Annotated in this window: 26 protein-coding genes; 14 read left to right on the top strand and 12 right to left on the bottom strand. The window is 58.9% G+C overall.

Features of this window, described 5'->3' with window-relative positions; all coding sequences use genetic code 11:
- Nucleotides 1–152 precede the first annotated feature (152 nt).
- Complete coding sequence (locus ACMU_RS10640) at nt 153–842, bottom strand: orotate phosphoribosyltransferase (protein WP_035259349.1); 690 nt, start codon at nt 840–842, stop codon at nt 153–155.
- A gap of 12 nt (nt 843–854) precedes the next feature.
- Complete coding sequence (pyrC, locus tag ACMU_RS10635; protein ID WP_035259774.1) at nt 855–1898, bottom strand: dihydroorotase; 1044 nt, start codon at nt 1896–1898, stop codon at nt 855–857.
- 187 nt (nt 1899–2085) lie between these two features.
- On the opposite strand from pyrC, the gene ACMU_RS10630 reads away from it, so the two are divergent.
- The 10 genes from ACMU_RS10630 to ureG all read left to right on the top strand — a co-directional run bounded on the left by ACMU_RS10630 (nt 2086) and on the right by ureG (nt 8617).
- Nucleotides 2086–2916 (top strand): urease accessory protein UreD, encoded by an 831-nt coding sequence (locus tag ACMU_RS10630; RefSeq protein ID WP_035259347.1) that lies wholly within the window; start codon nt 2086–2088, stop codon nt 2914–2916.
- A 10-nt stretch (nt 2917–2926) separates the two neighbouring features.
- A complete protein-coding gene (locus ACMU_RS10625; protein WP_035259344.1) occupies nt 2927–3229 on the top strand; it encodes an urease subunit gamma in 303 nt (100 codons plus the stop codon).
- A 70-nt stretch (nt 3230–3299) separates the two neighbouring features.
- Nucleotides 3300–3806 (top strand): hypothetical protein, encoded by a 507-nt coding sequence (locus ACMU_RS10620; RefSeq protein ID WP_035259342.1) that lies wholly within the window; start codon nt 3300–3302, stop codon nt 3804–3806.
- Between the two features lie 40 nt (nt 3807–3846).
- On the top strand, nt 3847–4158 hold the full coding sequence (locus tag ACMU_RS10615; protein ID WP_035259340.1) for an urease subunit beta: 312 nt from the start codon (nt 3847–3849) through the stop codon (nt 4156–4158).
- A gap of 16 nt (nt 4159–4174) precedes the next feature.
- Nucleotides 4175–4738, top strand: coding sequence for a hypothetical protein (locus tag ACMU_RS19640; protein ID WP_201769883.1), 564 nt, complete (start codon nt 4175–4177; stop codon nt 4736–4738).
- Between the two features lie 24 nt (nt 4739–4762).
- Nucleotides 4763–6472: an urease subunit alpha gene (gene ureC, locus ACMU_RS10605; RefSeq protein WP_035259339.1), complete on the top strand. Its 1710-nt coding sequence runs from the start codon at nt 4763–4765 to the stop codon at nt 6470–6472.
- A gap of 116 nt (nt 6473–6588) precedes the next feature.
- Entirely contained in the window at nt 6589–6801 is a 213-nt protein-coding gene (locus ACMU_RS10600; protein ID WP_035259337.1) for a hypothetical protein, read from the top strand.
- A gap of 112 nt (nt 6802–6913) precedes the next feature.
- Complete coding sequence (locus ACMU_RS10595; RefSeq protein WP_051588266.1) at nt 6914–7396, top strand: urease accessory protein UreE; 483 nt, start codon at nt 6914–6916, stop codon at nt 7394–7396.
- Nucleotides 7386–8009, top strand: a complete 624-nt coding sequence (locus ACMU_RS10590; protein WP_035259766.1) for an urease accessory protein UreF — start codon at nt 7386–7388, stop codon at nt 8007–8009. The genes ACMU_RS10595 and ACMU_RS10590 overlap by 11 nt, the downstream gene beginning before the upstream one ends.
- Complete coding sequence (gene ureG / locus ACMU_RS10585) at nt 8006–8617, top strand: urease accessory protein UreG (protein WP_035259336.1); 612 nt, start codon at nt 8006–8008, stop codon at nt 8615–8617. The genes ACMU_RS10590 and ureG overlap by 4 nt, the downstream gene beginning before the upstream one ends.
- Here the strand turns inward: ureG and ACMU_RS10580 are convergent.
- The 7 genes from ACMU_RS10580 to ACMU_RS10550 form a co-directional block, all read right to left on the bottom strand.
- The gene (locus ACMU_RS10580; protein ID WP_051588301.1) at nt 8614–9570 is read right to left on the bottom strand and encodes a hypothetical protein; all 957 of its coding nucleotides are present in this window, start codon (nt 9568–9570) and stop codon (nt 8614–8616) included. The two genes, ureG and ACMU_RS10580, sit on opposite strands and share 4 nt — an antisense overlap.
- A 111-nt stretch (nt 9571–9681) precedes the next feature.
- Nucleotides 9682–10725 carry a glycosyltransferase family 2 protein gene (locus tag ACMU_RS10575; RefSeq protein ID WP_035259334.1) on the bottom strand — a complete coding sequence of 348 codons (1044 nt, stop codon included), beginning with the start codon at nt 10723–10725 and terminating at the stop codon, nt 9682–9684.
- A 1-nt stretch (nt 10726) separates the two neighbouring features.
- Nucleotides 10727–11425: an FkbM family methyltransferase gene (locus ACMU_RS10570; protein WP_035259332.1), complete on the bottom strand. Its 699-nt coding sequence runs from the start codon at nt 11423–11425 to the stop codon at nt 10727–10729.
- Nucleotide 11426: 1 nt separating this feature from the next.
- A complete protein-coding gene (locus tag ACMU_RS10565) occupies nt 11427–13817 on the bottom strand; it encodes a glycosyltransferase family 2 protein (protein ID WP_035259331.1) in 2391 nt (796 codons plus the stop codon).
- A gap of 3 nt (nt 13818–13820) precedes the next feature.
- A complete protein-coding gene (locus tag ACMU_RS10560) occupies nt 13821–14459 on the bottom strand; it encodes a sulfotransferase (RefSeq protein WP_035259330.1) in 639 nt (212 codons plus the stop codon).
- On the bottom strand, nt 14452–15480 hold the full coding sequence (locus tag ACMU_RS10555; protein WP_035259328.1) for a glycosyltransferase family 2 protein: 1029 nt from the start codon (nt 15478–15480) through the stop codon (nt 14452–14454). The genes ACMU_RS10560 and ACMU_RS10555 overlap by 8 nt, the downstream gene beginning before the upstream one ends.
- A gap of 136 nt (nt 15481–15616) precedes the next feature.
- On the bottom strand, nt 15617–15991 hold the full coding sequence (locus ACMU_RS10550; protein ID WP_035259326.1) for a hypothetical protein: 375 nt from the start codon (nt 15989–15991) through the stop codon (nt 15617–15619).
- Nucleotides 15992–16139: 148 nt separating this feature from the next.
- On the opposite strand from ACMU_RS10550, the gene ACMU_RS10545 reads away from it, so the two are divergent.
- Nucleotides 16140–16430 (top strand): hypothetical protein, encoded by a 291-nt coding sequence (locus ACMU_RS10545; RefSeq protein WP_152544583.1) that lies wholly within the window; start codon nt 16140–16142, stop codon nt 16428–16430.
- Nucleotides 16431–16486: 56 nt separating this feature from the next.
- On the opposite strand, the gene infC is transcribed toward ACMU_RS10545, so the two are convergent.
- Entirely contained in the window at nt 16487–16981 is a 495-nt protein-coding gene (infC, locus tag ACMU_RS10540; RefSeq protein ID WP_236626239.1) for a translation initiation factor IF-3, read from the bottom strand.
- Nucleotides 16982–17220: 239 nt separating this feature from the next.
- Between infC and ACMU_RS10535 the strand changes: the two genes are divergently transcribed.
- The 3 genes from ACMU_RS10535 (at nt 17221) to ACMU_RS10525 (ending at nt 19590) form a co-directional block, all read left to right on the top strand.
- Nucleotides 17221–18150 (top strand): hypothetical protein, encoded by a 930-nt coding sequence (locus ACMU_RS10535; protein WP_051588264.1) that lies wholly within the window; start codon nt 17221–17223, stop codon nt 18148–18150.
- Between the two features lie 106 nt (nt 18151–18256).
- The gene (locus ACMU_RS10530; RefSeq protein ID WP_035259319.1) at nt 18257–18718 is read left to right on the top strand and encodes an Lrp/AsnC family transcriptional regulator; all 462 of its coding nucleotides are present in this window, start codon (nt 18257–18259) and stop codon (nt 18716–18718) included.
- Nucleotides 18719–18753: 35 nt separating this feature from the next.
- The gene (locus tag ACMU_RS10525; protein WP_051588263.1) at nt 18754–19590 is read left to right on the top strand and encodes a glycosyltransferase family 2 protein; all 837 of its coding nucleotides are present in this window, start codon (nt 18754–18756) and stop codon (nt 19588–19590) included.
- Here ACMU_RS10525 and ACMU_RS10520 read toward each other — a convergent pair.
- Nucleotides 19562–20308: a glycosyltransferase family 25 protein gene (locus tag ACMU_RS10520; protein WP_035259316.1), complete on the bottom strand. Its 747-nt coding sequence runs from the start codon at nt 20306–20308 to the stop codon at nt 19562–19564. The two genes, ACMU_RS10525 and ACMU_RS10520, sit on opposite strands and share 29 nt — an antisense overlap.
- Nucleotides 20292–21476, bottom strand: coding sequence for a cytochrome P450 (locus ACMU_RS10515; protein ID WP_035259314.1), 1185 nt, complete (start codon nt 21474–21476; stop codon nt 20292–20294). Before ACMU_RS10515 ends, ACMU_RS10520 begins: the two co-directional genes overlap by 17 nt.
- Between the last annotated feature and the right edge of the window lie 58 nt (nt 21477–21534).

Below are 21534 nucleotides of genomic sequence, written 5' to 3'. Positions count from 1 at the left end.
CCCATCACAAAAATCAAAATGTATGTTTCTGTGGACAGATTGTGGGCAATTTCCAAACCACCATATCATGTGGCGTGAAAAAAACCCACCACGGGATGTGGTGTGTCTGACGGTGATATTGCCCGTCGCAAAATTGTAGTGTTTTTGTTACGTCAGCCGTTTTCCGCTGGCTTGCGAGCCTCTTGCCAGGCGCGTGGGTCGTTCAGAAACGCCTCGACCTCGGTCAGAGTTTCGGTATCGAAAGTCTGCGATTCCTTGGCCGCGGCCAGTACGTCCCACCACGTGCAAAGGCTGTGCAGTTGTACGCCATGTTCCGCCAGACGTTCCACCGTGCCAGGGAAGATATCATAGTAGAAGATCACCGCCGTGTGGCCGCATTCGGCCCCCGTTTCGCGGATGGCGTCGACAAAGGAAAGCTTCGACCCGCCATCCGTAGTCAGATCCTCAACCAACAGCACCCGCTGACCCTCGGTCATCGCCCCTTCGATCCGTGCGTTGCGGCCATAGCCCTTGGGTTTCTTGCGCACATAGGTCATGGGCAGGGCCAAACGTTCGGCCACCCAGGCGCCGAACGGGATACCCGCGGTTTCGCCACCGGCGATATTGTCGAATGCCTCGAACCCGGCGTCGCGCATGACGGTCACTGCCAGAAAGTCCAGCAACGTGGTCCGCACGCGCGGAAAGCTGATGATCTTGCGGCAATCCACATATGTGGGTCCCTGCAGGCCCGAGGCATAGGTGAATGGCTCGCGCGCGTTGAAATCCACGGCGCCGATCTCCAGCAGGGCGCGGGCGGTCAGGCGGGCGATTTCCTCTTTGGAGGGAAAGGATGTTGGGATCATCTGGGGCCTCTTTTATGCGTCTACACGCCAATGCAGCGGGAAACCGGGATCAAACACCGTCACCGGACCGGCATCTGTTTCGATTTTGTCGGGATAAGCGACCGTGTCGGTTTTGGTCAACGTCACGGTCTCTTCGTTGACCGGCAGGCGATAAAAGGCCGGACCATAGAGCGAGGCAAAGCCTTCCAGCTTGTCCAATGCGCCAGCATCGTCAAAGACCTGCGCATAGATCGACAGCGCATTGGTTGCAGTAAAGCACCCGGCGCTGCCGGCGGCATTGAACTTGGCGGGTACGGCGTGCGGCGCGCTGTCCGTTCCCAGGAAGAACCGGGCGTCGCCGGACGTTGCAGCGGCGCGCAGGGCTGCGCGGTCGTCGGCGGTTTTGACCACCGGCATACAGTAATAGTCTGGCCGGATGCCGCCCTTGGCCAACATGTCGTTGCGTGTAATGGCCAGGTGGTGCGCGGTGATCGTGGTGGCAAACCCATCGTCCTGTTCCATCGCGTATTCCACCGCACGGCGGGTCGTCAGGTGCTCCATGACCAAACGCAGGCCCGAGACGCCCCGCAAAATCGGGTCCAGAATGCGATCGATAAAGACGGCCTCGCGGTCAAAAATGTCGACATCATCGTCCACCACTTCACCATGAAAGCTCAGCGGCAGGCCAATCTCGGCCATCTTTTCCAACACGCCGCGCACCTTGTCAAAATCGCGCACGCCCGAGGCCGAGTTCGTGGTGGCCCCGGCGGGATACAGCTTCACCGCCTTAACGAGGCCCGAGGCGTGAGCGGCAGCGACATCGGTGGGGTCTGTATCCTCGGTCAAATACAAAACCATCTGCGGTTCAAACACCATGCCTTCGGGCAGGGCGGCCAGGATACGGTCGCGATAGGCGGCGGCATCAGCCCCGGTCACCACGGGCGGCACCAGATTTGGCATCGCAATGGCGCGCGCGAAGTGGCGGGCGGTTTCAGGCAGCACCCCTTGCATCATGGCGCCATCGCGCAGATGCAGGTGCCAGTCGTCGGGGCGGCGGATTGTCAGGCTTTGGGTCATGGCCATGCGGTTACACAATCGGGGGCGGGCTTTCCAGTGGCATTTCTGCGGTCAGGTTTCTGATCTGCACGCAAATTGTGCAAATGCGGCGCGCATTTAGGCGTGTGTGTGCGAAATTACCCCATTGCTGCAGTGCAGCGTTGTGTTAACCTGCCTCCTGACTGCCTTTGAGATACGACTGAGCCCCATGTTCGACACCGTGCCCGATCCTCAGCACATGCAGCGCACGCGCGGGCGTGCCTCTGTTGTATTGCGGGCTGCTCCGGGTGGCGCGCGGTTGAACAAGCTGCATCAGTCCGGCTCGGCCAAGGCGATGCTGCCCAAGGTGCACAGCAAAAGTCCCGAGGTTGTTTTTCTGAATACTGCTGGTGGCTTGACCGGTGGCGACCGGATGGCCTTCTCTGTCACGCTGGATGACGGCGCAAAAGCAACCGCGACCACGCAGACGGCCGAGCGTGCCTATGCCAGCGTCGGCAATCACGCCGCGCTATCGGTGCATCTGACCATTGGGCAAGAGGGCGCGCTGGATTGGCTGCCGCAGGAAACGATCCTCTTTGAACATTCGAACCTGCGCCGTGAAACGCGGATCGATATGGCAGGGGACGCGCGCCTTTTGATGTGCGAAACCGTCGTTCTGGGACGGGTCGCCATGGGTGAAACGCTGCATACTGCGCAATTACTGGACCGTCGGGTCGTCACACGCGCCGGCATTCCCGCCCTGATCGAACCCTTTCGGATCGATGCCACAACCCTTGCCGAACCCAATGCCACTGCCGGGCTGAAAGGTGCACGTGCCTTGTCCACGATCGCACTGATCGCGCCGGGAGCAGAGGATGCGCTGGGACCGTTGCGGGCAGCTTTTGCAAACACACCGGATGTGCATGCGGCCGCTTCGGCGTGGGACGGCAAGTGTATTGCCCGGCTGATGGCCGTCGATCCTGCCCCATTGCGCCACGCCCTTGCGCGCGCCATCGAAACCCTGCGCGGCGGCCCCTTGCCCCGCGTCTGGCAGATTTGAAGGAAGACCCATGAACCTGACCCCACGCGAAAAAGACAAATTGCTGGTCAGCCTGGCCGCCATAGTGGCGCGGGGACGGCTGGAGCGTGGCGTGAAGCTGAATCACCCCGAAGCCATCGCCCTGATCACCGATTACGTGGTCGAAGGCGCACGCGACGGTCGCTCGGTCGCCGATCTGATGGAGGCCGGCGCCCATGTGGTGACTGCCGATCAGTGTATGCCGGGCATCGCCGAGATGATCCATGACGTGCAGGTCGAGGCAACGTTTCCTGATGGTACCAAGCTGGTAACCGTTCACCATCCGATCCGGTAAGGCGAAATGTTTCAACAGGTCACCGAAAATTTTGTGGGATGTCAGCAGGTTGTTGCGGTAGAAACCGTGCATGAGCTTGCCGCAGGACATTTCACCGGCCCGGTTGACCCGGCAATCCGCGCTGACCGAGCGCGACTTTCACTTTGCCGTCACGCAGTATCGCCTGTATGCCGACCGGGTCACCGAGTTGCAGAAAGAGCGCGAGCACTGGGTGCGTCACTCGATCATCGCCACCTTCGCCTTCTTTGGCTGGATGAGCGTCTATCGCGACACGTTCACCATGACCTTCATGCTGAACACGGTTCAGATTCAGGCGATCTATTTCCTGCCGCTGCTGTTCAATTTCGGCGGCGCGCTGCGGTTCTATTTCATTCAGCGCGATATCAACCGGCTGGTGACCTATCTGGCCGAGATGGAGCGCGACACGTTGTGTCTGCCCGACGAGATCTGCGATGCCCCAAGCGGGCGCGGCATTCGCGACCGGCACTGGCACGCGCCGTCGATCGGCTATTGGGTGGTCATCTGCATCCTGTCGGCCATCGCCGGGCTGATTCTGACCTTTCACATTCCGTTCTAGGCGCTCTGGCTGCGCCCAACCGTAACAAGGAGGGCGTGCAATGATCCCCGGAGAGTACATCATCGCCGCGGGCGATATCACGTTGAATGCGGGGGCCGAGGCCATCTCGCTGACCGTTGCCAATACAGGTGACCGCCCTGTTCAGGTTGGCAGTCACTATCATTTCGCTGAAACAAATTCGGCCCTGTCGTTTGACCGGGCCGCTGCACGGGGCATGCGGCTGGATATCGCCGCGGGCACCGCAATTCGCTTCGAGCCCGGGCAAACACGGGACATTTCGCTGGTGCCGCTTGCAGGGGAGCGGCGCGTTTTTGGCTTCAACCAAGACGTCATGGGTGCGCTGGACACCTGAACCCGAGGACACGGATATGACACAGTTTTCTTCCGCAATTTTCACGAAACCTTATACGGACGCACTGCAAATCTGGGCGCAAAGCTACGAGATGCAGATGTCGGTTGCCAAAACCTGGACGGCGTTCATGCAATCGGCCATGCCTTTGAAAAAGGTGGCTATCGCGCCAGAAGCTCTGGCTCCGGTAGAGCCTGCAAAACCTGCACCGAAACCGGTCGCCAAGGCCAAGCCTGCTCCAAAGGCGAAACCAGCTGCCAAAGCCAAGCCCGCGGCCAAGCCCGTCGCCGCTGAAAAACCTGCCGCTCCTGCCAAGGCTGCCAATCCGGTGAAGGTTGAAGAGAAACCTGCGCCCGCTAAGGAAGAAGCACCGGTAAAGGCCGAAGCACCCGCAAAGCCCGCAGCACCTGCAGCCAAGCCTGCCGAGAAAAAGGCCGAGGCCGAAGCTCCGGTGAAAAAGCCGGCACAGCGCCGTCGCGCCGCAGCGGCGAAAAAGGCAGCAGCCGCGGACGCGCCCGACGCCAAGCCGGTGCGCCGTCGCAAGGCTCCAGCCAAACCTGCACAGCCTTTCGAAGACAAGTAAGGCACACCCAACAAGGACACCCCCATGCCCGCAAAAATCTCTCGTGCCGCTTATGCCGACATGTATGGGCCCACCACCGGCGACAAGGTCCGGCTGGCCGATACCGACCTGATCATCGAGGTTGAAAAAGACCTGACCACCTATGGTGAAGAGGTCAAGTTCGGCGGCGGCAAGGTGATCCGCGATGGCATGGGGCAGTCGCAAGTGACGCGCACGGGTGGGGCGGTGGACACCGTCATCACCAACGCGCTGATCATCGACCATACCGGCATCTACAAGGCCGACGTGGGGCTGCGCGACGGGCGCATCGCGGCCATTGGCAAGGCGGGCAACCCCGACACGCAGCCCGGCGTGAACATCATCGTGGGCCCGGGCACCGAGGCCATCGCGGGCGAGGGCAAGATCCTGACCGCCGGCGGGTTTGACAGCCACATCCACTTTATCTGTCCGCAACAGGCCGACGATGCGCTGCATTCCGGCCTGACCACGATGCTGGGCGGCGGCACCGGGCCGGCGCATGGCACGCTGGCCACCACCTGCACGCCCGGCCCTTGGCACATTGGCCGCATGCTGCAGGCGCTGGACGGTATCCCGCTGAACTTTGGCCTGTCGGGCAAAGGCAATGCCAGCCAGCCTGACGCGCTGGTCGAAATGATCAAGGCCGGCGCTTGTGCGATGAAATTGCACGAGGATTGGGGCACCACGCCGGGCGCCATCGACTGCTGCCTGTCGGTGGCCGACGATATGGATGTGCAGGTGATGATCCACACCGACACGCTGAACGAAAGCGGGTTTGTGGAAAACACCGTGGCCGCCATGAAAGGCCGCACCATCCACGCCTTTCACACCGAGGGCGCAGGCGGCGGGCACGCGCCCGATATCATCAAGGTGGTGGGCGAAAACCACGTGATCCCATCCTCAACCAACCCCACGCGGCCCTATACCGTGAACACGTTGGAAGAGCACCTTGACATGCTGATGGTCTGTCACCACCTGGACAAATCCATTCCCGAAGACGTGGCCTTTGCCGAAAGCCGCATCCGCAAGGAAACCATCGCGGCCGAGGATATCCTGCACGATATGGGCGCGTTTTCGATCATCGCATCTGACAGCCAGGCCATGGGTCGCATCGGCGAGGTGATCATCCGCACCTGGCAGACCGCCCACAAGATGAAGGTGCAACGTGGACGTTTGTCCGAAGAGATCGGCGAAAACGACAACGTGCGCGTGAAACGTTATGTGGCGAAATACACCATCAACCCATCGATTGCGCATGGCATCGCGCACGAGATCGGCTCGATCGAGGTGGGTAAACGCGCCGATTTGGTGTTGTGGTCCCCGGCGTTCTTTGGCGTCAAGCCCGAGATGTCGCTGATTGGCGGTACAATCGTCATGGCGCAGATGGGTGACCCCAACGCCTCGATCCCCACGCCGCAGCCGGTCTATACCCGCCCGATGTTCGGCGCCTTTGGCCGCTCGCTGACGGAATCGTCGGTCACTTTTGTGAGCCAGGCCGCGCAGGCCGAGGGGATCGGCGCGCAGCTGGGTCTGTCCAAGTCCACCGTGGCGGTGCAGAATACCCGCAATATCGGCAAGTCCGATATGGTGATGAACGCCGCCACGCCGCAGATCGAGGTGAACCCGGAAACCTATGAAGTGCGTGCCGATGGCGAGTTGCTGACCTGCGAGCCTGCAACCGAGCTGCCTATGGCCCAACGGTATTTCATGTTCTGACGCCCCTTCGCATTTTGCATAGCGGCCTTTCCAAAACGTCGGTTGTTGGGGCAACGTCTCTGCCCTAATTAAGGAGCCAAGGGAGGAAACACACAGGACTTTCTGGAGTTTCCAAAATGGCAAACGCAACCACCAATACCGTCGCTTCGTTCGATCTGGCCGCTCCGTTCCGGGTCATTGGCAACTTTTTTGTTGCAATCATGGAAGCCAATTCGCGCGTCAAACAGGTCGAGTTTCTGAACAGCCTGTCTGATGAACAGTTGGCCGCGCGTGGCCTGAAGCGTGACGAGATCGTACGCGAAGTGTTCAAAGACGCATTCTACCTGTAAACGCAGGCAAAATATCGCGAAATCAGGGGCCCGTGGGCCCCTTTTTCATGTCCGGCATCTTTAACTCTGACCAGCCCCCGGATACTCTGGCTTGCAGTTTGGAGGGCCAGAAATGAGCAAGGATTTGGGCATCGTTCATGCCATTCAGCGTAAGCCGGCCGGCGCGGTGGATGATACGTTGACGCTCAGCTACGAGGCACGGTTTCTGCGGCGCAAGCGGCTGACCACCGATGCAGGCGACACGGTGTTGTTGGATCTGGCCGAAACCACCAGCCTCGATGATGGCGACGCGCTGGAACTGCCCAATGGTGGCCGAATTGGTATCCGCGCCGCGGCCGAACCATTGTTGCGAGTTACCGGCGACAGCTTGCCAAAACTGGCTTGGCACATCGGTAACCGCCACACGCCCTGCCAGATTGCCGAAGATCACTTGCTTCTGCGCCACGACCATGTGTTGGCCAAGATGCTGCGCCAACTGGGGGCGGAAGTGGTTGAGATCGAGGCACCGTTTGTGCCCGAAGGCGGTGCCTATGGCCACGGACGTACGATGGGGCACGATCATGGGCACGACCATCATCACCATCATGAACACTGATCTTCTTACCCTGACGCAATGGCTGTCGCCAGCTTTCCCGCTGGGCAGTTTCGCCTATAGCCACGGGTTGGAAACCGCGATTGCATCGGGTGATGTGACGGATGCCCAAACGTTGCAGGCGTGGCTGCGTGTGGTCCTGACCCAAGGCACGGGGATCGTGGATGCCACGCTTTTGTGCCGGACCATGGAAGGTCAGGACCTTGGCAACGTTGCCCGTGCATTGGCTGCGTCGCGCGAAAGGCTGGAAGAGGCCGAAGCGCAAGGAGCGGCCTTTGTAGATACCGTGAACAAGATCACCGGCGATGCGCAAGCCGTCGCACCTTTGCCTGTCGCGGTTGGCGTGGCGGCGCGCAGCCTCAGCCTTTCGACCGAAGACGTTGCTGCGCTCTACCTTCACGCCTTCATCTCGAATCTGGTGTCGGCCGCGGTGCGTTTTGTGCCGCTGGGGCAAAGCGCAGGGCAGGCGGTACTGTCGGCATTGCATGCCGATATTGCGGAAACCGCCAGGCGTGCCGTAACAATGACGCTCGACGATCTGGGCGCAGCCGCGCCCGGCGCTGATATGGCGGCGATGAAGCACGAAACCCAGGATGTAAGGATATTCAAGACATGAGCAGCCCAAACGGCCCCCTGCGCGTTGGAATCGGCGGCCCGGTGGGCGCGGGGAAAACAACACTGACCGAACAGCTTTGTCGCGCTTTGTCTGTGGATCTCTCTGTCGCCGTGGTGACCAACGACATCTACACCTCGGAAGATGCCGAGGCGTTGATGCGTGCGCAGGTGTTGCCGATCGAACGAATTCGGGGCGTGGAAACCGGCGGCTGCCCTCATACGGCAATCCGTGAAGATGCCTCGATCAACCTGGCGGCTATTGCCGATCTGCGGGACAAAATCCCGGATTTGGACGTGGTGCTGATCGAAAGTGGGGGCGACAACCTTGCCGCTACTTTCAGCCCGGAACTGGCCGACCTGACGATTTATGTGATCGATACGGCGGCGGGGCAGGATATTCCGCGCAAGAAGGGGCCGGGGGTCACGCGCTCGGACCTGTTGATTGTAAACAAGACCGATCTGGCACCGCATGTGGGCGTGGATCGGGATCTGTTAGAGGCTGACACGCAAAAGGCCCGAGAGCAGGGGGCCTACGTGATGGCGGCCCTGCGCAGCGGGGTTGGCGTGGATCAGGTTGTAGAGTTCATCCGTCACGAAGGCGGGCTTTAGGCCCCGGCCTCTTTGCCCAAAGGCGGCAGGGCACGACCCTCGGCTGCAAGGGTTTCCTGCAACTCGTTCAGACGGCGACGGAAGCGTGGCGCACGATGGCGGCTGATCACGTTGCGGCACAGCATGGCGGCCAAATAGGGATGGCCGGCGGTTTCGGTCTTGTCCAGCAGCCGTCGCAGATAGCGCGGGTTATCGCGCCGAGTGCGGAACAGGCGGTGGAACACCTGGTCGGTCAGCATGCCTTCGCAGGCCGCGTCAATCACCTCGGACAGAACGCCCATCCGGTCCAACTCGTCGGCCAGTTTCGGGCCCAAGTGACGGCACCGCAGCTTGGTCACGTTTTTGCGCGTAAACAGCGCCGTGTGCATCGCGTCAAACGTCGCTTCGGGGTCGTACATGACATAAGCACGCTCGGACGCCTCCAGCATGTCGGGGGCATAGCCGTAACGGTCGGTAAAGCTGATGCGGCGATGAGCGGTAAAGCGCGGGTCCCATTCGGTCACGCGCGGGTCCAGCGTGGCCTGCGGGTTCACCAGCACAACAGTGGATCCGGGCGCGGCGACCGAAAACGCCGCCGCGGCATACCCGCAATCGCCGGCGCCAAAGAACACCACGCGTTCAAAGTCGTCAAAAAAGCCGTCATCGACCAGTTCGTCAAAATAGCCATAGACCTGCGGGCTGCGGAACCAGGTCGACCCCTCGGCAATCAGCGACAATTGCGACCAGCCAGCCTCTTCCGCGATGGTCCAACCCATGGGGCGGCCCTTGGCGCGCGCGCGGACGTTTTCACCGCATTCGAAGGTGACCAGCAATGTGGGGCTGTCTTCGAGATAAAGCGCGCAATGCGCATCGCCCAAACGGTCAAACCCGCCATGGTCTGCGCCCAGCTTTTCAAGCTGCGCGTACCATTCGGAATGGGCCAATTGGCCGCGTGGTTTTGCGGGTTTGGGCATTTCTGTCTGCTCCGGCCTCGGGTGGTCGTGTTTTGTGTTTGGTGCACGGCCTTTTTCTTCTGCCAATGAGGCAAAATTGGGCTGAAGCTGTGAAAATTTTGGAGAAACGCGTTAATTATTTTGACGTCTGGCGCGATTTGCGTGGCTAATCAGGAACCGGGCGGCGTTTTGGGGGACCGGCACGCTGACTGGCGTCATCACGAGGCGGCCAAACAGCGCACGGAATGGTTCCTCCAACATCAATTCTTCAAACCGGGACTTTCGCCAGGAAACCGCGTTTTCATGCAGGTTAACAAGGGTTTCGTCGGTACGTAGACGCGCCAATTCCGCATCGCGCAGCGGCGCGATTGCACAAATCGTTGTATCCTCGTCACTGCAAAAATTCCGTTCAACCCAATAGTCCATACCCAGCCGATCGTCGCCATGAACCGCGCGGCCACGGTCACATTTCAGGACATAACTCTCCATCGCGCCAAGCGGGTAATGGTTAAGCTGTACCAATCCAAAATGCGCCTGACCCATGTTGGAGAAAATGCGGCGCGTGGTGAACATTTCAGAAAGTGGAGCGCCGTTTCCGTCAAACCACTTGGCGTGTTCCAAACGTTTTTTGTCAGGGCTTCTTGGGCGATGCACACCAAGTTTCTGGTAGGTGCCATCGTTTCGGTAGAGCGTTTTGAACATGTTGGCCCGCCAAGGCCAGCGGGTGATGGCGGGCGCGGCTTTGGTAAACCGTTCGGTCACAGGGGTATCTTCGAAATGAACGACACCCGCGTTGCCGAACAAGCGCCATGTCAGTGTGATCGCCGTCGCCTCGGGTATGGCATCCAGCAGCGCGCTCAGCGTTCGGTCACCAACGTGGATATTAACAAACTCGTCGACATCCAATGGCAGTATCCAATCGGCCTGCGCCACGACAGGGTGCTTATCTGCCTTTTTCAACCCGGCCCATTGCACCCCGCCTTCATGCGGACCGTCATTTCGGAGATGGTGGATGATCCCCAATGCATCCAGCCGGTCCAGCATGGTGTCGGTTCCGTCGTCGCAATCGTTTGAAAGGACAAGGAAATCGGTAAAACCGCACGCCTTGTGATGGGCGAGCCATTCCAGTAGAAAAGCGCCCTCGTTCCGAACGGTCAGGACAGCCAGAAACCGCATGTCACCAATCGCGGCGGAAGGTCACGACTTTGCCTTGCGAACCACGGTGATGATAGGTCAACCCCGCCTGTGTCATCGTTGCAAAGACCTTGGCAACTCCGGCCGAGCCAACCCATTGGGGATGCATCTCGACGATTGCGCACCGTACCGACGACAAATCGCACAGTGGAAGCAAATCAACCTCGGCCCCTTCAATGTCGCAGACAAGCGCCGTGGGGGCGATGGTGCGGAACGTATCGCCCGCGTCGCGCATCTCGATCTTTTCAATCGACAACAGTGTTTGGTCGTCATCCGTCGGCAAGGGCGCAAGGGACGAGGCAACATAGTCGCGTCGATTGTAAAACTCTGCCGTGCCCGCGTGATCGCCCAAAACGGCGTTGTGAATTGTTACGCCCTTTACGTCGTTCATGGCATGCACGTTTTCAATGAACGGGATCATGCGCGGGTTGGCTTCGAATGCGTGCACATCTCGAATGCCCACCTTCAGCGCCATCAGTGACGACATATAGCCGATCCCGGCGCCCAGTTCGATGACCCGGTCTTCGGGGCGCAAATTCTGCAAAACGGCGCGGGACTCTTTCTCTTCATACCGGTTATTGCGCAAAAGTTTGCGCTGCCGCCATGGGATCACCATTCGATCATGCGGAAACTTGATCCCGCGCGAGGTGATTGTTTTCTGGTTCTTTGCCACGTCTTTCATCTTAAGTATCAACCTCCAACGCCATGGCAAAGGCCACACGCTCCATCTCGGTCAACTTCGTCGCAATCGCCTGATCCAGCAAATCACGGAATTCAGGTGTTGCCTTCAACGCGGCCGCTTTCTTCTGATGCCAAGCCACTGCGTCGTCATGCAGGGCGGCCAACCTGGCATCAGCCTTCATCTCGTCGATCTGGGCCTTTGTGCGCGGGATAGAGCGCTTGATCGTGACATCGCGGTAGATGCTCCAATCCATACGCACCCAGTAGGATAGACCAATCGACCGATCTACGTGCAAGGCCCGCCCACGTTGACGTTTCACCAAAAAGCTTTCGGCCGAACGCAGGGCGTAGTGATTCAGTTGCAGCAGGTCATAACCCACCGATTTCTTCGACGACCGCCAGCCATTATCGACAACATCCTCCGGCATGGGCAGACCCGAACCGTTCACCCACTTTACCTTTTTCCTGAACCCGTCGATCAGTTTGTTGGGTCGGTGGCAGCTTATCTTTTCATATGCGCCGATGTTCTTGAACATCGTCTTAAATCCCCACGCCGTATGAGGCTTGGGGCAGAATTTTGGGGCACATGTGTCGAACTGGTCGATAACAAGGTCATCGCGAAACTCTTGAATGTCGTTATGGCCGAACAGCCGCCACGTCATTGCAACATTTGTTGCATCGGGCACGCGCGCATGAAAATCGGCCAGCGTGCCGTTGCCGCAGCGGACATTCATGAACTCGTCGACATCAATATGAATGATCCAGTCGGCGTTCTTGATCAGGTCTTCTTTCAGCGATCGGTTCAACGCGTGCTGCTGGGGCGAATTGCCTTTCCAGTTGTCGTTATTGCGATGCTGGACATAGCCAAGCTCTTGCAAACGATCCAGAATCTCGGACGTGCTGTCTTCGCACCCGTTGGTGTAGATCAGGAAATTGTCCACGCCCATGGCACGGTGGTACGCGACCCATTCCAGAATATAGGGCCCCTCGTTCTTCATACAGCCGACAATGACATTGCCGCTGGACCCGGGGGGCAGGGTGCGCATGGGTTGAATGGGGAACGGCGCGGCAAGGTCCTCTTCATTGACGTGGCCAAGCCGGTTGTGTGGGGCAAATGGTCCGCCGCGCATTTTGAAATAATTCTCTTTCGCCGCGGGTGTCATCAGCTTTTCCGCAACATCGCTCAGACCATTGACCGCAGGCGCTGCGACGGCAGGTGCTTTTGCTGGGGGCGGGACTTCGCGGGCGGGCGGTTCCGGTGTCTTTTCCGCCATCTTGCGTGCTTTCAACTCGATCCGGGTTGCCCGATCGATGCGGGGAAGAAAGACCGTCAGGTATTGTGAAAGGCGGAACCCGCCACTTGGCGCGGCCTCGATCCACTCTGGGCGTTTTCGATCGCGCTTGAGGTGTTTGGAGGTCAGCGCCTTTTGCCTTTTAAGCAGCTTGTTGTTGTCCTTGCTGAACCGTTCAGAAATGGCGGTCAGGCATCCCGGTTCGGGCGCGTTGCCCGGCACGGCCACTTCGGCCCCCAGCCTGTGGCGCAGCTTGGGTGTCAGGATGCGGCCCTTGGCCATCAATGTGTCCAGGCCGTTATTAAGGGCACGAAGGCGGCGCAGGGTTTCAACTGAAGGAAGTTCTGGCATTTTCGCTGGATTTACAGGGCCCAACGCAGGTAAGCCAAAGCTTTGTGAGATTTCGGTGCCCAGTTCGGGACTTGCGAACAGGTCGGCGTCAAAGGCGCGCAATGTGACAGATCCGTCGCCAAACACGGTTTCCCAACGATCCACAAGCGCAAGATAATCCAGCCAAAAGGGCGGCAAGTGCACTTCGGGGAACTGGTTGCGGTCTATGTCCGCATCGTCCCACCGGTTCAGACAAATTTCGGCCCAAGGTTCCTTTTTGCGCGCAAGGTCCAGTTCGTCCTGAAGGCCGGACAACCGCCCCTCACGCAATTGATCGGCGTAATTGCGCATGGCCAGGCGTGCCTGCTCGTCCACATGCGCGACAATCCGAATGGAGCCCGCACCGGCGGCCTTCAGCAGATCGCGCAAGCGCGCAATCTCTGAGGGGCGTGACAACCCCGCGCCAAATTGCACGGCGGACAGGATCAAAAGGTTTGGCCTGTGCTGCGCGATCTCCGTTTGCAACTCGGAAAGGACCGCTGCATAGAGATTTGACTGCGCGGCGATGGTGGCGTGCCCACGTGCCGCACGCAAAGGATCAATGTGGTCGGGGTCGGTTACAGCCATGAACAAGCGGGTGTGGTTCTTGCGCCCGGGCGAGGCCGCAAACAGAACCCCCTGCGTCAGCAACTGGTCACGGCGACCGGCCAATACATCCTGAATGCGTTCCGTTCCGCAATGCGGCAGGCCGATATGTACGACTGTATCCAACTTTCAGCCCTCGCTTTGCTGGCGGGTGTTTGCATTGGCGACGCCCCACCATGGCAGATCAAGGCCAAGATAGGTTGATATCTTGTTAGGTGCGTCCTGATCTTCGACATCGTATTCCAGATAATCGCTGTCACCTGCAAAAATGCGGCGGCAAAAGGCGTAGTGCCCCTCAATCCATCGAATGCGTTCCGCGTCGTTGCCGCCAAAACCTTCGGGCAAACCGGGTATCGAATTCGCTGGCAGGCGCGTGCGCCCCATGTTCGACCAACGCCCCATGCTGTCACTCAGCTTGGACGGGTCACGATATGTAAGGATGAAGCGCGCGCCGGGGTGGTTCTTGCGAATGGCGTCGATGATGCCGAAATCGCATTGCGGCCACAGGTTCAGACCGTTCCGGATCACGTCAATCTCGGTATAGGCATCAAACTCGGGCATATCAGCCAGCGGGTCACCGGTGCGGAAATAGGCGCTGTACATCAGCTTGCCGACGAAGGCGCGGTTCAGCCGGTTGTCGTCTGACTGACCCGACCGGATACGCCAATCGGCAACGCGCAGGCCGGCCGCTTTGAGGGCCTCGCCCAATGTTGTGGTGCCAGATTTTGGCAGGCCCAGATTGACCACTTTCAAAGGTGCATCAACCATCGGTCAGCATCGCGATCATCGCGTCCTCTTGTGGTGGGGTAACCGGCGCCGCGCGCAGTTTTGCGCGCATGTCGGCAAAGCTGGGCAGTGCGTTTAATTCCTCAATCTTCGCCTTGTGTGCTTTCACACAAGCCGCATGCTGCGCTTTGATCCCATCCAGCTTTTTCAGCGCGGCGATTTCTTTCTTCAGCTTCGGCAGGTGCCGACGAATTGTAAGGTCTTCATGCGCATCGTCATTACGCTCGCGCCAATAACTGTCGTCGAAATGCCGGTGTTCGCGGTTCACGTCGCCCCGGTCGTTCTTGACCAGATAACTGTCGAGCGAGCGAAGCGCATAGTGGTTCAGCGTGGCCAGACTACGCGCGCCACGGGCAGGGAATTTGCGCAAGCGGTTCTTTTCTTCACCCAGCAGAAACTCCTCTGGGACAAGGCGCCCGCTGCCGTCGGTCCACACCGGATAGGGCCGCTTAAGGGCTTTGGGGCGCAGGAATGGACGGTGCGCGCCAATGTACTTGATCAAAAGGTCAGTACGGAACAGTGACTTGACCTCTTGCGCGGTTTGGTCCGTCCAGATGTCCGGGTTGTGGCTGCGGGTGAATTGTTCGATCACCGGCTTGTCGACGAAGCCATCTATGCCTGCATTGGCAAAAAACTGGAAAGTCACGGAAATGGCACTGGGTTCACCGCAGGCGCGGATCAGGTCAGGCAGTGTGCCATTGCCGGCATGGATGTTGAGAAACTCGTCGACATCGGCAATCCAAAGCCAATCGGCGTTTGTGACCACCGCCTGCTGGCGCGCATCACGCAGCGCCTCCATCTGGTAATTGCGTCCCTCGGCGGGGTTGGGAAGATGGGTGACGATGCCATGCCGCGCCAAGGCGTCCAGCATCAAATCGGTGCCGTCGGTGCAATCATTGGAATAGAACAGATGATCGGTGACCCCAATCATCCGGTTGAACGCAATCCATTCCAACAGGAACGGCCCTTCGTTCTTTACGCAGGTAACCGCCGTTACACGCATCGGCGTCCCTCCGGCCAACTCGGCCCTGATCTGTGCATACTGCCCGCCCTATAGGAGGATAAGTCCCGGTTTCTTCGGAATTCTTAGGTCTATATGTGCCAAAAAAGGTTAACGCGGTCAACGAAAACGGGAATAATCAACGGGTTCTGTGCCTGATTGTTGCGACAATGATAACGATCCATCCCATCACGCCCAGACTGTGAGCAGATAGAGTATCGGGGCCGCGAAAACTTAGCAGCGCCCACAGCGTGCCAAGGCCTGGCGGGGCGCCGACAACCCACTGCGCTGGAAGCCCGTCGATGATCGATCGGTAATACTGATAGTATCCTTGAGGTGAAATCCACGTAAACACCCAAACAAGCACCACGGCCAGGGGCACAGCCACCACGCGCGGCCATCGTTTTAATTGCCACGCCGCCGCAACCATGCCGGTGGCAAACACAGCCGACAAGCACAATAACCCAAACTGATGTGGAGCAGAGAGTGTAAAAAAGCTGTCCTGTTCATACATGTGTCTGCAGGCTAGCCGTGAAGGCGTGTCCACAAAAGGGAGAAATAGTGTGATTGCAGATATTTGGCGTAGTTTTCGTCGAATGCCCGGATGGGTGCAGATATGGGTGGCGTTCATTTTGGCGCCCGCGAATTTGGCCACTTTGACCATGGTAGGTCAGCCATGGGGCTGGACTGTTACTGGCTTGGCGATTGGGGGCATGTTGCCCAATCTGGTCATCATGGGGGCAGAGCGTGGCCTGTCCAAGTTGATGGCGTTGCCGCATCTGATCATGTGGACACCACTGGTCGCATACCTTGCATATCTGCTGTCAACCGGCGCTGCGAATAGTGGGTATGGCGCGTTGCTGTGGGCCGTGTTGATCATCAACGTGATCTCGCTGGCCTTCGACTTCCCGGATTTCGTGAAATGGCGGCGCGGCGATCGCGCGATTGCCTAGCCCCAAACGCAAAACGCCCGCCAAAGGCGGGCGTACTTACGCGGCGGTTGCCGGAATTACTTGGGAAGTGGGCCGATCATCATGATCATCTGGCGGCCTTCCATCTTTGGCATGTTTTCGACCTTGCCAATTTCCTTGATATCCTCGGCCACGCGTTCCAGCAGCTCACGCCCCAGGTTCTGGTGCGCCATCTCGCGGCCACGGAACCGCAGGGTGACCTTCACTTTGTCGCCGTTTTCCAGAAACTTCACCACGTTGCGCATCTTGACGTCATAGTCATGCGTGTCGGTGTTCGGGCGGAATTTCACTTCCTTAACCTCGATCACCTTCTGCTTTTTGCGCGCCTCGGATTCCCGCTTTTGCTGTTCATACTTGAACTTGCCGAAATCCATGATCTTGCAGACCGGCGGGGTGGCGTTGGGCGAGATCTCAACCAGGTCCAGCCCGGCCTCGTCCGCAAGGTCCAACCCACGGCGGGGGGTTACAACGCCAATGTTTTCGCCCTCGGCGCCGATCAGGCGAATCTCGGGGGCACGGATGCGCTCATTCACACGGGGTCCGGTGTCACGCTGAGGCGGTGCGTTGTGTGGTCTGCGGGCTATTGTGGTCTTCCTTCAATGGTTGAGACAGGTTGAGCGCCAAATTAGTGCGCCCCAAGGTTTCTTTCAACCCGATAGTGGCCGGTTTTCGCCGGTTTCGCGGTGGCGGGGAAAATTCGCGTCCATTCCCCTTCCTGTCCCTGTGTCAGGTGGTAAACCCGCCCTCCGCAAATCCGTGAAAGGAACAGATCATGCGTACTGCTGTTATTTCCATTGCCGCCTTGGCCGCTGTCGGCGTAGCAGGGTTTTTCCTGTTGAAATCCGATGATGTGCCGGCACCCGAAGCCACGAGCGCGCCAGCGGCAGATGCCATTGAGGCACCTGCAGCGGTTGAAGCTGCAACAGATGCCGTTGAAGAGGCCTCCGGTGCCGCAACAGACGCTGTCACGGAAGCCGCCCAAGAGGCTGTCGACGCCGCGGCCGAGGCCGTTGAGGAAGCGGCTGAAGAAGCCGTCGACGCCGTAAGCGACGTCGTCGAGGAAGCCAGCGACGCTGCTGCAGATGCCGTAGAGACCGCTGAAGGCGCTGTCGAAGAGGTGGTTGATACGGTAACTGACGAAGCCGCGGATGCGGTAGAGGCGGCAACGGAGGCTGCCGATACTGCTGAGGAGGCAACCGAAGAAGTTGCCGCCGATGTGGTTGAAGAGGTGACAGAAGCTGCCGATACCGCAGCAGAGACTGCTGAAGACGTCGCAGAAGAGGCCGTAAACGAAGCCGCCGACACGGTCGAAGACGCATCCGAGGCTGCCGATGCAACGGTGAATGCTGCGGAAGAAGCGGCCGGGGATGCGGTCAACGAGGCGTCGGAAGCTGTGGAGGCTGCCACTGAAGAGGCCGGGAATGCCGCCGCTGAGGTCTCGGAAGAAGGAGCGGACGCTGCCACAGAAGCCACCCAAGAAGCAGCAGAAGCGGCCGCAGATACGGGGTTGGATGCGACGGAAATTGCACAGCTGCTAACCAAAGAGGGTTTTGACGCGGACAAGATCGTCACCTTGATTGAAGAGGCCAGGTTGACCCAAATCCGCAAGGATCTACTGACAACGGCCATCCGCAACGCTGCCGAGCATCCTGCGCTTATGGATCAGGCGCTGACCCGCGTGCGTGCTGCGCTGGGCCTGTAACTTGCCAGGCGCGCGGTCCCAACGGGTGGCGCGCCAATCTTCCCTTGGTGGTGGGAAATTGTTCTGCTAGTCAGGTTCAGACTGTTGAATTTGGAACGATTTCCCAATGACCGCTAAGCTGGACAAAACAGACCGCGCCATTCTGGCCCAATTGCAACGTGATGCCGCCCAATCGCTTGACGACATTGCACGGGCTGTAGGCTCCTCGAAAACGCCGGTTTGGAACCGCATCCGCAAAATGCGTGAACTTGGTGTCATCAAGGGGCAGACTGCGTTGGTGGATCCCGAGGCGCTTGGGCTGGAAGCGTGCTTTTTCGTACTTATCCGAACTTCGGAACATGATCGTGAATGGCAGCGCAAGTTCCTGGAAACACTGCAAGCCCGCCCCGAAGTCATGGAAGCACACCGCCTTGCCGGTGATATCGACTATATCCTGAAGGTCAGGGTAGAGAACGCGCGCGCCTATGACGTGTTCTATCAGGCGTTGATCGCCGAGGTTAAGATACACAACGTCACGGCTTTGCTTTCCATGGAAGAGATAAAGTCGACAACGATCCTTCCGGTGTGATTGTCTTGGCTTGGCAGATTAGGTAATCCGCTTTTATGCGTTGTGACCTGATCATCTCGACCTACAACAACCCGCGTGCGCTTGCGTTGACGCTGCTGTCCGTTGCGAACCAGACCCGCACGCCTGAAACGGTGCTTATCGCCGATGATGGGTCGGGCAAAGAGACCGCGCAAGTTGTTGAAGCTTTTGGTCAGGCCCATCCACACATCCATGTCAGACATATCTGGCACGAAGATCGAGGGTTCGAGAAAAACGCCATACTTAACAAGGCGATCGCGGCTTCAGATGCCGATTATTTGGTGTTCATTGATGGTGATTGCCTGATCCACCCAAGGTTTGTCGCACGGCATTTGCAACTGGCCCATCCCAAACGGTTCATGTCGGGCAGCCTGTTGCGACTGAATGCCGATGCAACGGCAGGCGTAACCGAAGGAGATGTGACCAATGGGCAAGTGTTTGACCGCGCATGGTTGCGTCGCAATGGCACCACCAAGCGCTTCAGCGCGCGCCTGAAAGCCGGAGCTTTGCCACAATCCGTCGCGTCACTGCTTGAGGTAATCTATCCCGTTCGCCGAAACTGGTGCGGGGCCAACGCAAGCGCTTTTCGCGATGCGATCCTGGCTGTAAATGGCATGAACGAGACAATGAAATACGGTGGCGAAGACAAGGAATTTGGTTTGCGACTGATGAATGCGGGTCTGAAAGGGCGCCATATCCGTTTCACAGCACCTTTGGTGCATCTGGATCATCCGCGCGGCTATCGCGACGAGGCGCAAATTGCAGAAAACCGCGCCAAGCTGGCCGAAACCCGCAATTCAGGCCGCACCTGGACGCCGGACGGTATCAGTAAAGACGCTTTGCCTGTCGCTTAAGCCGCTTCATCCGCCAGTATTCCAAAGACAACAAACGCCATAAAGACTTGGCCCGTTTGTTTTCAAAACCCAGCCGATCCACTGACAGATGGGATGGTCCGCCAGTTTGGTTGTTGTTGCCAATAATCCGCGGGTATGCGGCAAGCGTTTTGATCTGCAAAACGTCGCAGGGCCAATCTGCGGTGGCCGACAAGGGAAACGAGTTTTCGAACATGTATCGCGCACCATGTGCCGAGACGGTATAACCAGTGGTCAACAGAGGTGGGATAAACGGTTCGTACCCGTCGACGCTGTCCATGATCTGTTGCGCCGGTTCGTTTCGAAACCAGCCGCTTTGGTGATCCATCAACAACAAATCCGCAGCTTCATAAGCGCGAGCCTGCATGAATTGGTCAAACACCGGCAGCCACACAGCATCATCTTCCAAAACCACCGCGCCGGGCAAACCTTCGTTGATCACGGCTTCATAGATCAGCTGATGCGACAGGGCACAGGCAAACTCGCCATCCGTCATGTCGCGGTTCATGTTCTTGCGCGCCTGCGTCCGGTCTATCTTGGACAGCCATTTCTGTGGCAGCCCATTGCGCCCGTCCACGCCGAACAGAAGGCGATACGACAAACCGGCTTTTTCCAAAGCGGCAAGCAAAGGCGCGCGGCGTTCCTCGTCGCCCTCCAGAGTGACCACAAAAATGGGCCAAGGTTCAGTTCGGGGTGACATGCAGCGCCTCAAGCCCGTGGAAATGGTAAGTGGAGCCATATCTTGGCGTGCCGAGCAGGGCAAGATTGGGCAACCGGTCGAACAATACGCCCAGGCCGATCTGCAGTTCCAGCCGCGCCAGCGGTGCGCCCACGCAGAAATGCAGGCCTGCGCCAAAACTTGCATTTGGAAGCGGCTGGCGCGTCGGTTTAAAAACGTGGGCATCCGGCCAGGTCGCAGGGTCGCGGTTGGCTGCGGCCAGCATCAGCGCAACCTGATCGCCGCGCTTGAAATCGTGACCGAAGGCAGAAACCTCTTCATAGGCATAGCGCGTGAACATGTGCAGCGGCGGGTCATAGCGCAGGATTTCTTCGACGGTTCCTGCAACTTGGCCGGGGGTCAAAACGTCCGCGCCCATACCGTGGTCCTGCAGTGCCTTTACGCCGTTGCCCAGTGTGTGCACCGTGGCTTCGTGTCCGGCATTCAGCAGTAGGATGCAGGTGGCGATCAACTCGTCCGTAGACAGCTTTTCGCCATCCTCTTCCGCCGCAATCAGATGGGTGATCAGATCGTCGGCGGGCTTGCTGCGCCGTGCATCGACATAGCCGCGTAGAAAATCAGAGAATTCGGCGGCAGCCCGCGCGGCCGCGTTTTCAACTGCACGGGACCGGCCCGCCTGGTACATGGCAACCATCGCGTTGGACCAGCGCAGCAGGTCATCCGACATCCCTTCGGGAACACCCAGCAACCGCGCAATGACAGTCACGGGCAGCCGTTGAGCATAGGTGCGCAACAGCTCCACGTCGTCTTTGGGGAAGCTGTCGATCAATGTGTGGCTTAACGCCTCGATCTCGGGCGCCAATCCCGCGATCCGGCGAGATGTGAACGCGCGCAGGACCAAGCCGCGCAAACGCGTGTGGCGCGGCGGTTCCAGTTCCAGCATCGAATGTGCTTCGACCGCGTAGAAGGGAGCAAGATGCGATGGGGTGGGTTGCGCCAGCTCGGCCGGGCATTCGCGACCAAACCGCCGGTCACGTAGCAGGGCGTTGACCGCCTCGGCCGAGAACGCCGCGACCATGTCATAGGCAGGCCACCATGCCAGATGTCCTTGTGTACGGATCGCGTCATAGGCGGGATAGGGGTTCTGAACAAAATCGAAATCGGTGGGAGAGGCGTCAAACCGGTTCATTCGGGCAACCTGTCCGAAGGGGCTGGCCAAGGCAAGCCCAGCTTCCTAAAATCGGCAA

The organism is Actibacterium mucosum KCTC 23349 (assembly GCF_000647975.1).
Taxonomy (GTDB): domain Bacteria; phylum Pseudomonadota; class Alphaproteobacteria; order Rhodobacterales; family Rhodobacteraceae; genus Actibacterium; species Actibacterium mucosum.
The sequence above is the reverse complement of the archived record's forward strand: the minus strand, read 5'-3'. Positions and strand labels throughout refer to the sequence as shown.

Excerpts from the sequence above, each read along its gene's own strand:
- ACMU_RS10520 (WP_035259316.1), bottom strand. The coding sequence starts at position 20,308 with ATGTCACCCCGAACTGAACCTTGGCCCATTTTTGTGGTCACTCTGGAG.
- ACMU_RS10535 (WP_051588264.1), top strand. The coding sequence starts at position 17,221 with ATGCGTACTGCTGTTATTTCCATTGCCGCCTTGGCCGCTGTCGGCGTA.
- ACMU_RS19640 (WP_201769883.1), top strand. The coding sequence starts at position 4,175 with ATGACACAGTTTTCTTCCGCAATTTTCACGAAACCTTATACGGACGCA.
- ACMU_RS10530 (WP_035259319.1), top strand. The coding sequence starts at position 18,257 with ATGACCGCTAAGCTGGACAAAACAGACCGCGCCATTCTGGCCCAATTG.
- ACMU_RS10515 (WP_035259314.1), bottom strand. The coding sequence starts at position 21,476 with ATGAACCGGTTTGACGCCTCTCCCACCGATTTCGATTTTGTTCAGAAC.
- pyrC (WP_035259774.1), bottom strand. The coding sequence starts at position 1,898 with ATGACCCAAAGCCTGACAATCCGCCGCCCCGACGACTGGCACCTGCAT.
- ACMU_RS10575 (WP_035259334.1), bottom strand. The coding sequence starts at position 10,725 with ATGCGGTTTCTGGCTGTCCTGACCGTTCGGAACGAGGGCGCTTTTCTA.
- ACMU_RS10595 (WP_051588266.1), top strand. The coding sequence starts at position 6,914 with ATGAGCAAGGATTTGGGCATCGTTCATGCCATTCAGCGTAAGCCGGCC.
- ACMU_RS10550 (WP_035259326.1), bottom strand. The coding sequence starts at position 15,991 with ATGTATGAACAGGACAGCTTTTTTACACTCTCTGCTCCACATCAGTTT.
- ACMU_RS10560 (WP_035259330.1), bottom strand. The coding sequence starts at position 14,459 with ATGGTTGATGCACCTTTGAAAGTGGTCAATCTGGGCCTGCCAAAATCT.
- ACMU_RS10525 (WP_051588263.1), top strand. The coding sequence starts at position 18,754 with ATGCGTTGTGACCTGATCATCTCGACCTACAACAACCCGCGTGCGCTT.
- ACMU_RS10570 (WP_035259332.1), bottom strand. The coding sequence starts at position 11,425 with ATGAAAGACGTGGCAAAGAACCAGAAAACAATCACCTCGCGCGGGATC.
- ACMU_RS10640 (WP_035259349.1), bottom strand. The coding sequence starts at position 842 with ATGATCCCAACATCCTTTCCCTCCAAAGAGGAAATCGCCCGCCTGACC.
- ACMU_RS10600 (WP_035259337.1), top strand. The coding sequence starts at position 6,589 with ATGGCAAACGCAACCACCAATACCGTCGCTTCGTTCGATCTGGCCGCT.
- ACMU_RS10545 (WP_152544583.1), top strand. The coding sequence starts at position 16,140 with ATGGTAGGTCAGCCATGGGGCTGGACTGTTACTGGCTTGGCGATTGGG.
- ACMU_RS10615 (WP_035259340.1), top strand. The coding sequence starts at position 3,847 with ATGATCCCCGGAGAGTACATCATCGCCGCGGGCGATATCACGTTGAAT.
- ACMU_RS10630 (WP_035259347.1), top strand. The coding sequence starts at position 2,086 with ATGTTCGACACCGTGCCCGATCCTCAGCACATGCAGCGCACGCGCGGG.
- ACMU_RS10590 (WP_035259766.1), top strand. The coding sequence starts at position 7,386 with ATGAACACTGATCTTCTTACCCTGACGCAATGGCTGTCGCCAGCTTTC.
- ACMU_RS10580 (WP_051588301.1), bottom strand. The coding sequence starts at position 9,570 with ATGCCCAAACCCGCAAAACCACGCGGCCAATTGGCCCATTCCGAATGG.
- ACMU_RS10625 (WP_035259344.1), top strand. The coding sequence starts at position 2,927 with ATGAACCTGACCCCACGCGAAAAAGACAAATTGCTGGTCAGCCTGGCC.
- ACMU_RS10620 (WP_035259342.1), top strand. The coding sequence starts at position 3,300 with ATGAGCTTGCCGCAGGACATTTCACCGGCCCGGTTGACCCGGCAATCC.
- ACMU_RS10555 (WP_035259328.1), bottom strand. The coding sequence starts at position 15,480 with ATGCGTGTAACGGCGGTTACCTGCGTAAAGAACGAAGGGCCGTTCCTG.
- ureG (WP_035259336.1), top strand. The coding sequence starts at position 8,006 with ATGAGCAGCCCAAACGGCCCCCTGCGCGTTGGAATCGGCGGCCCGGTG.
- ureC (WP_035259339.1), top strand. The coding sequence starts at position 4,763 with ATGCCCGCAAAAATCTCTCGTGCCGCTTATGCCGACATGTATGGGCCC.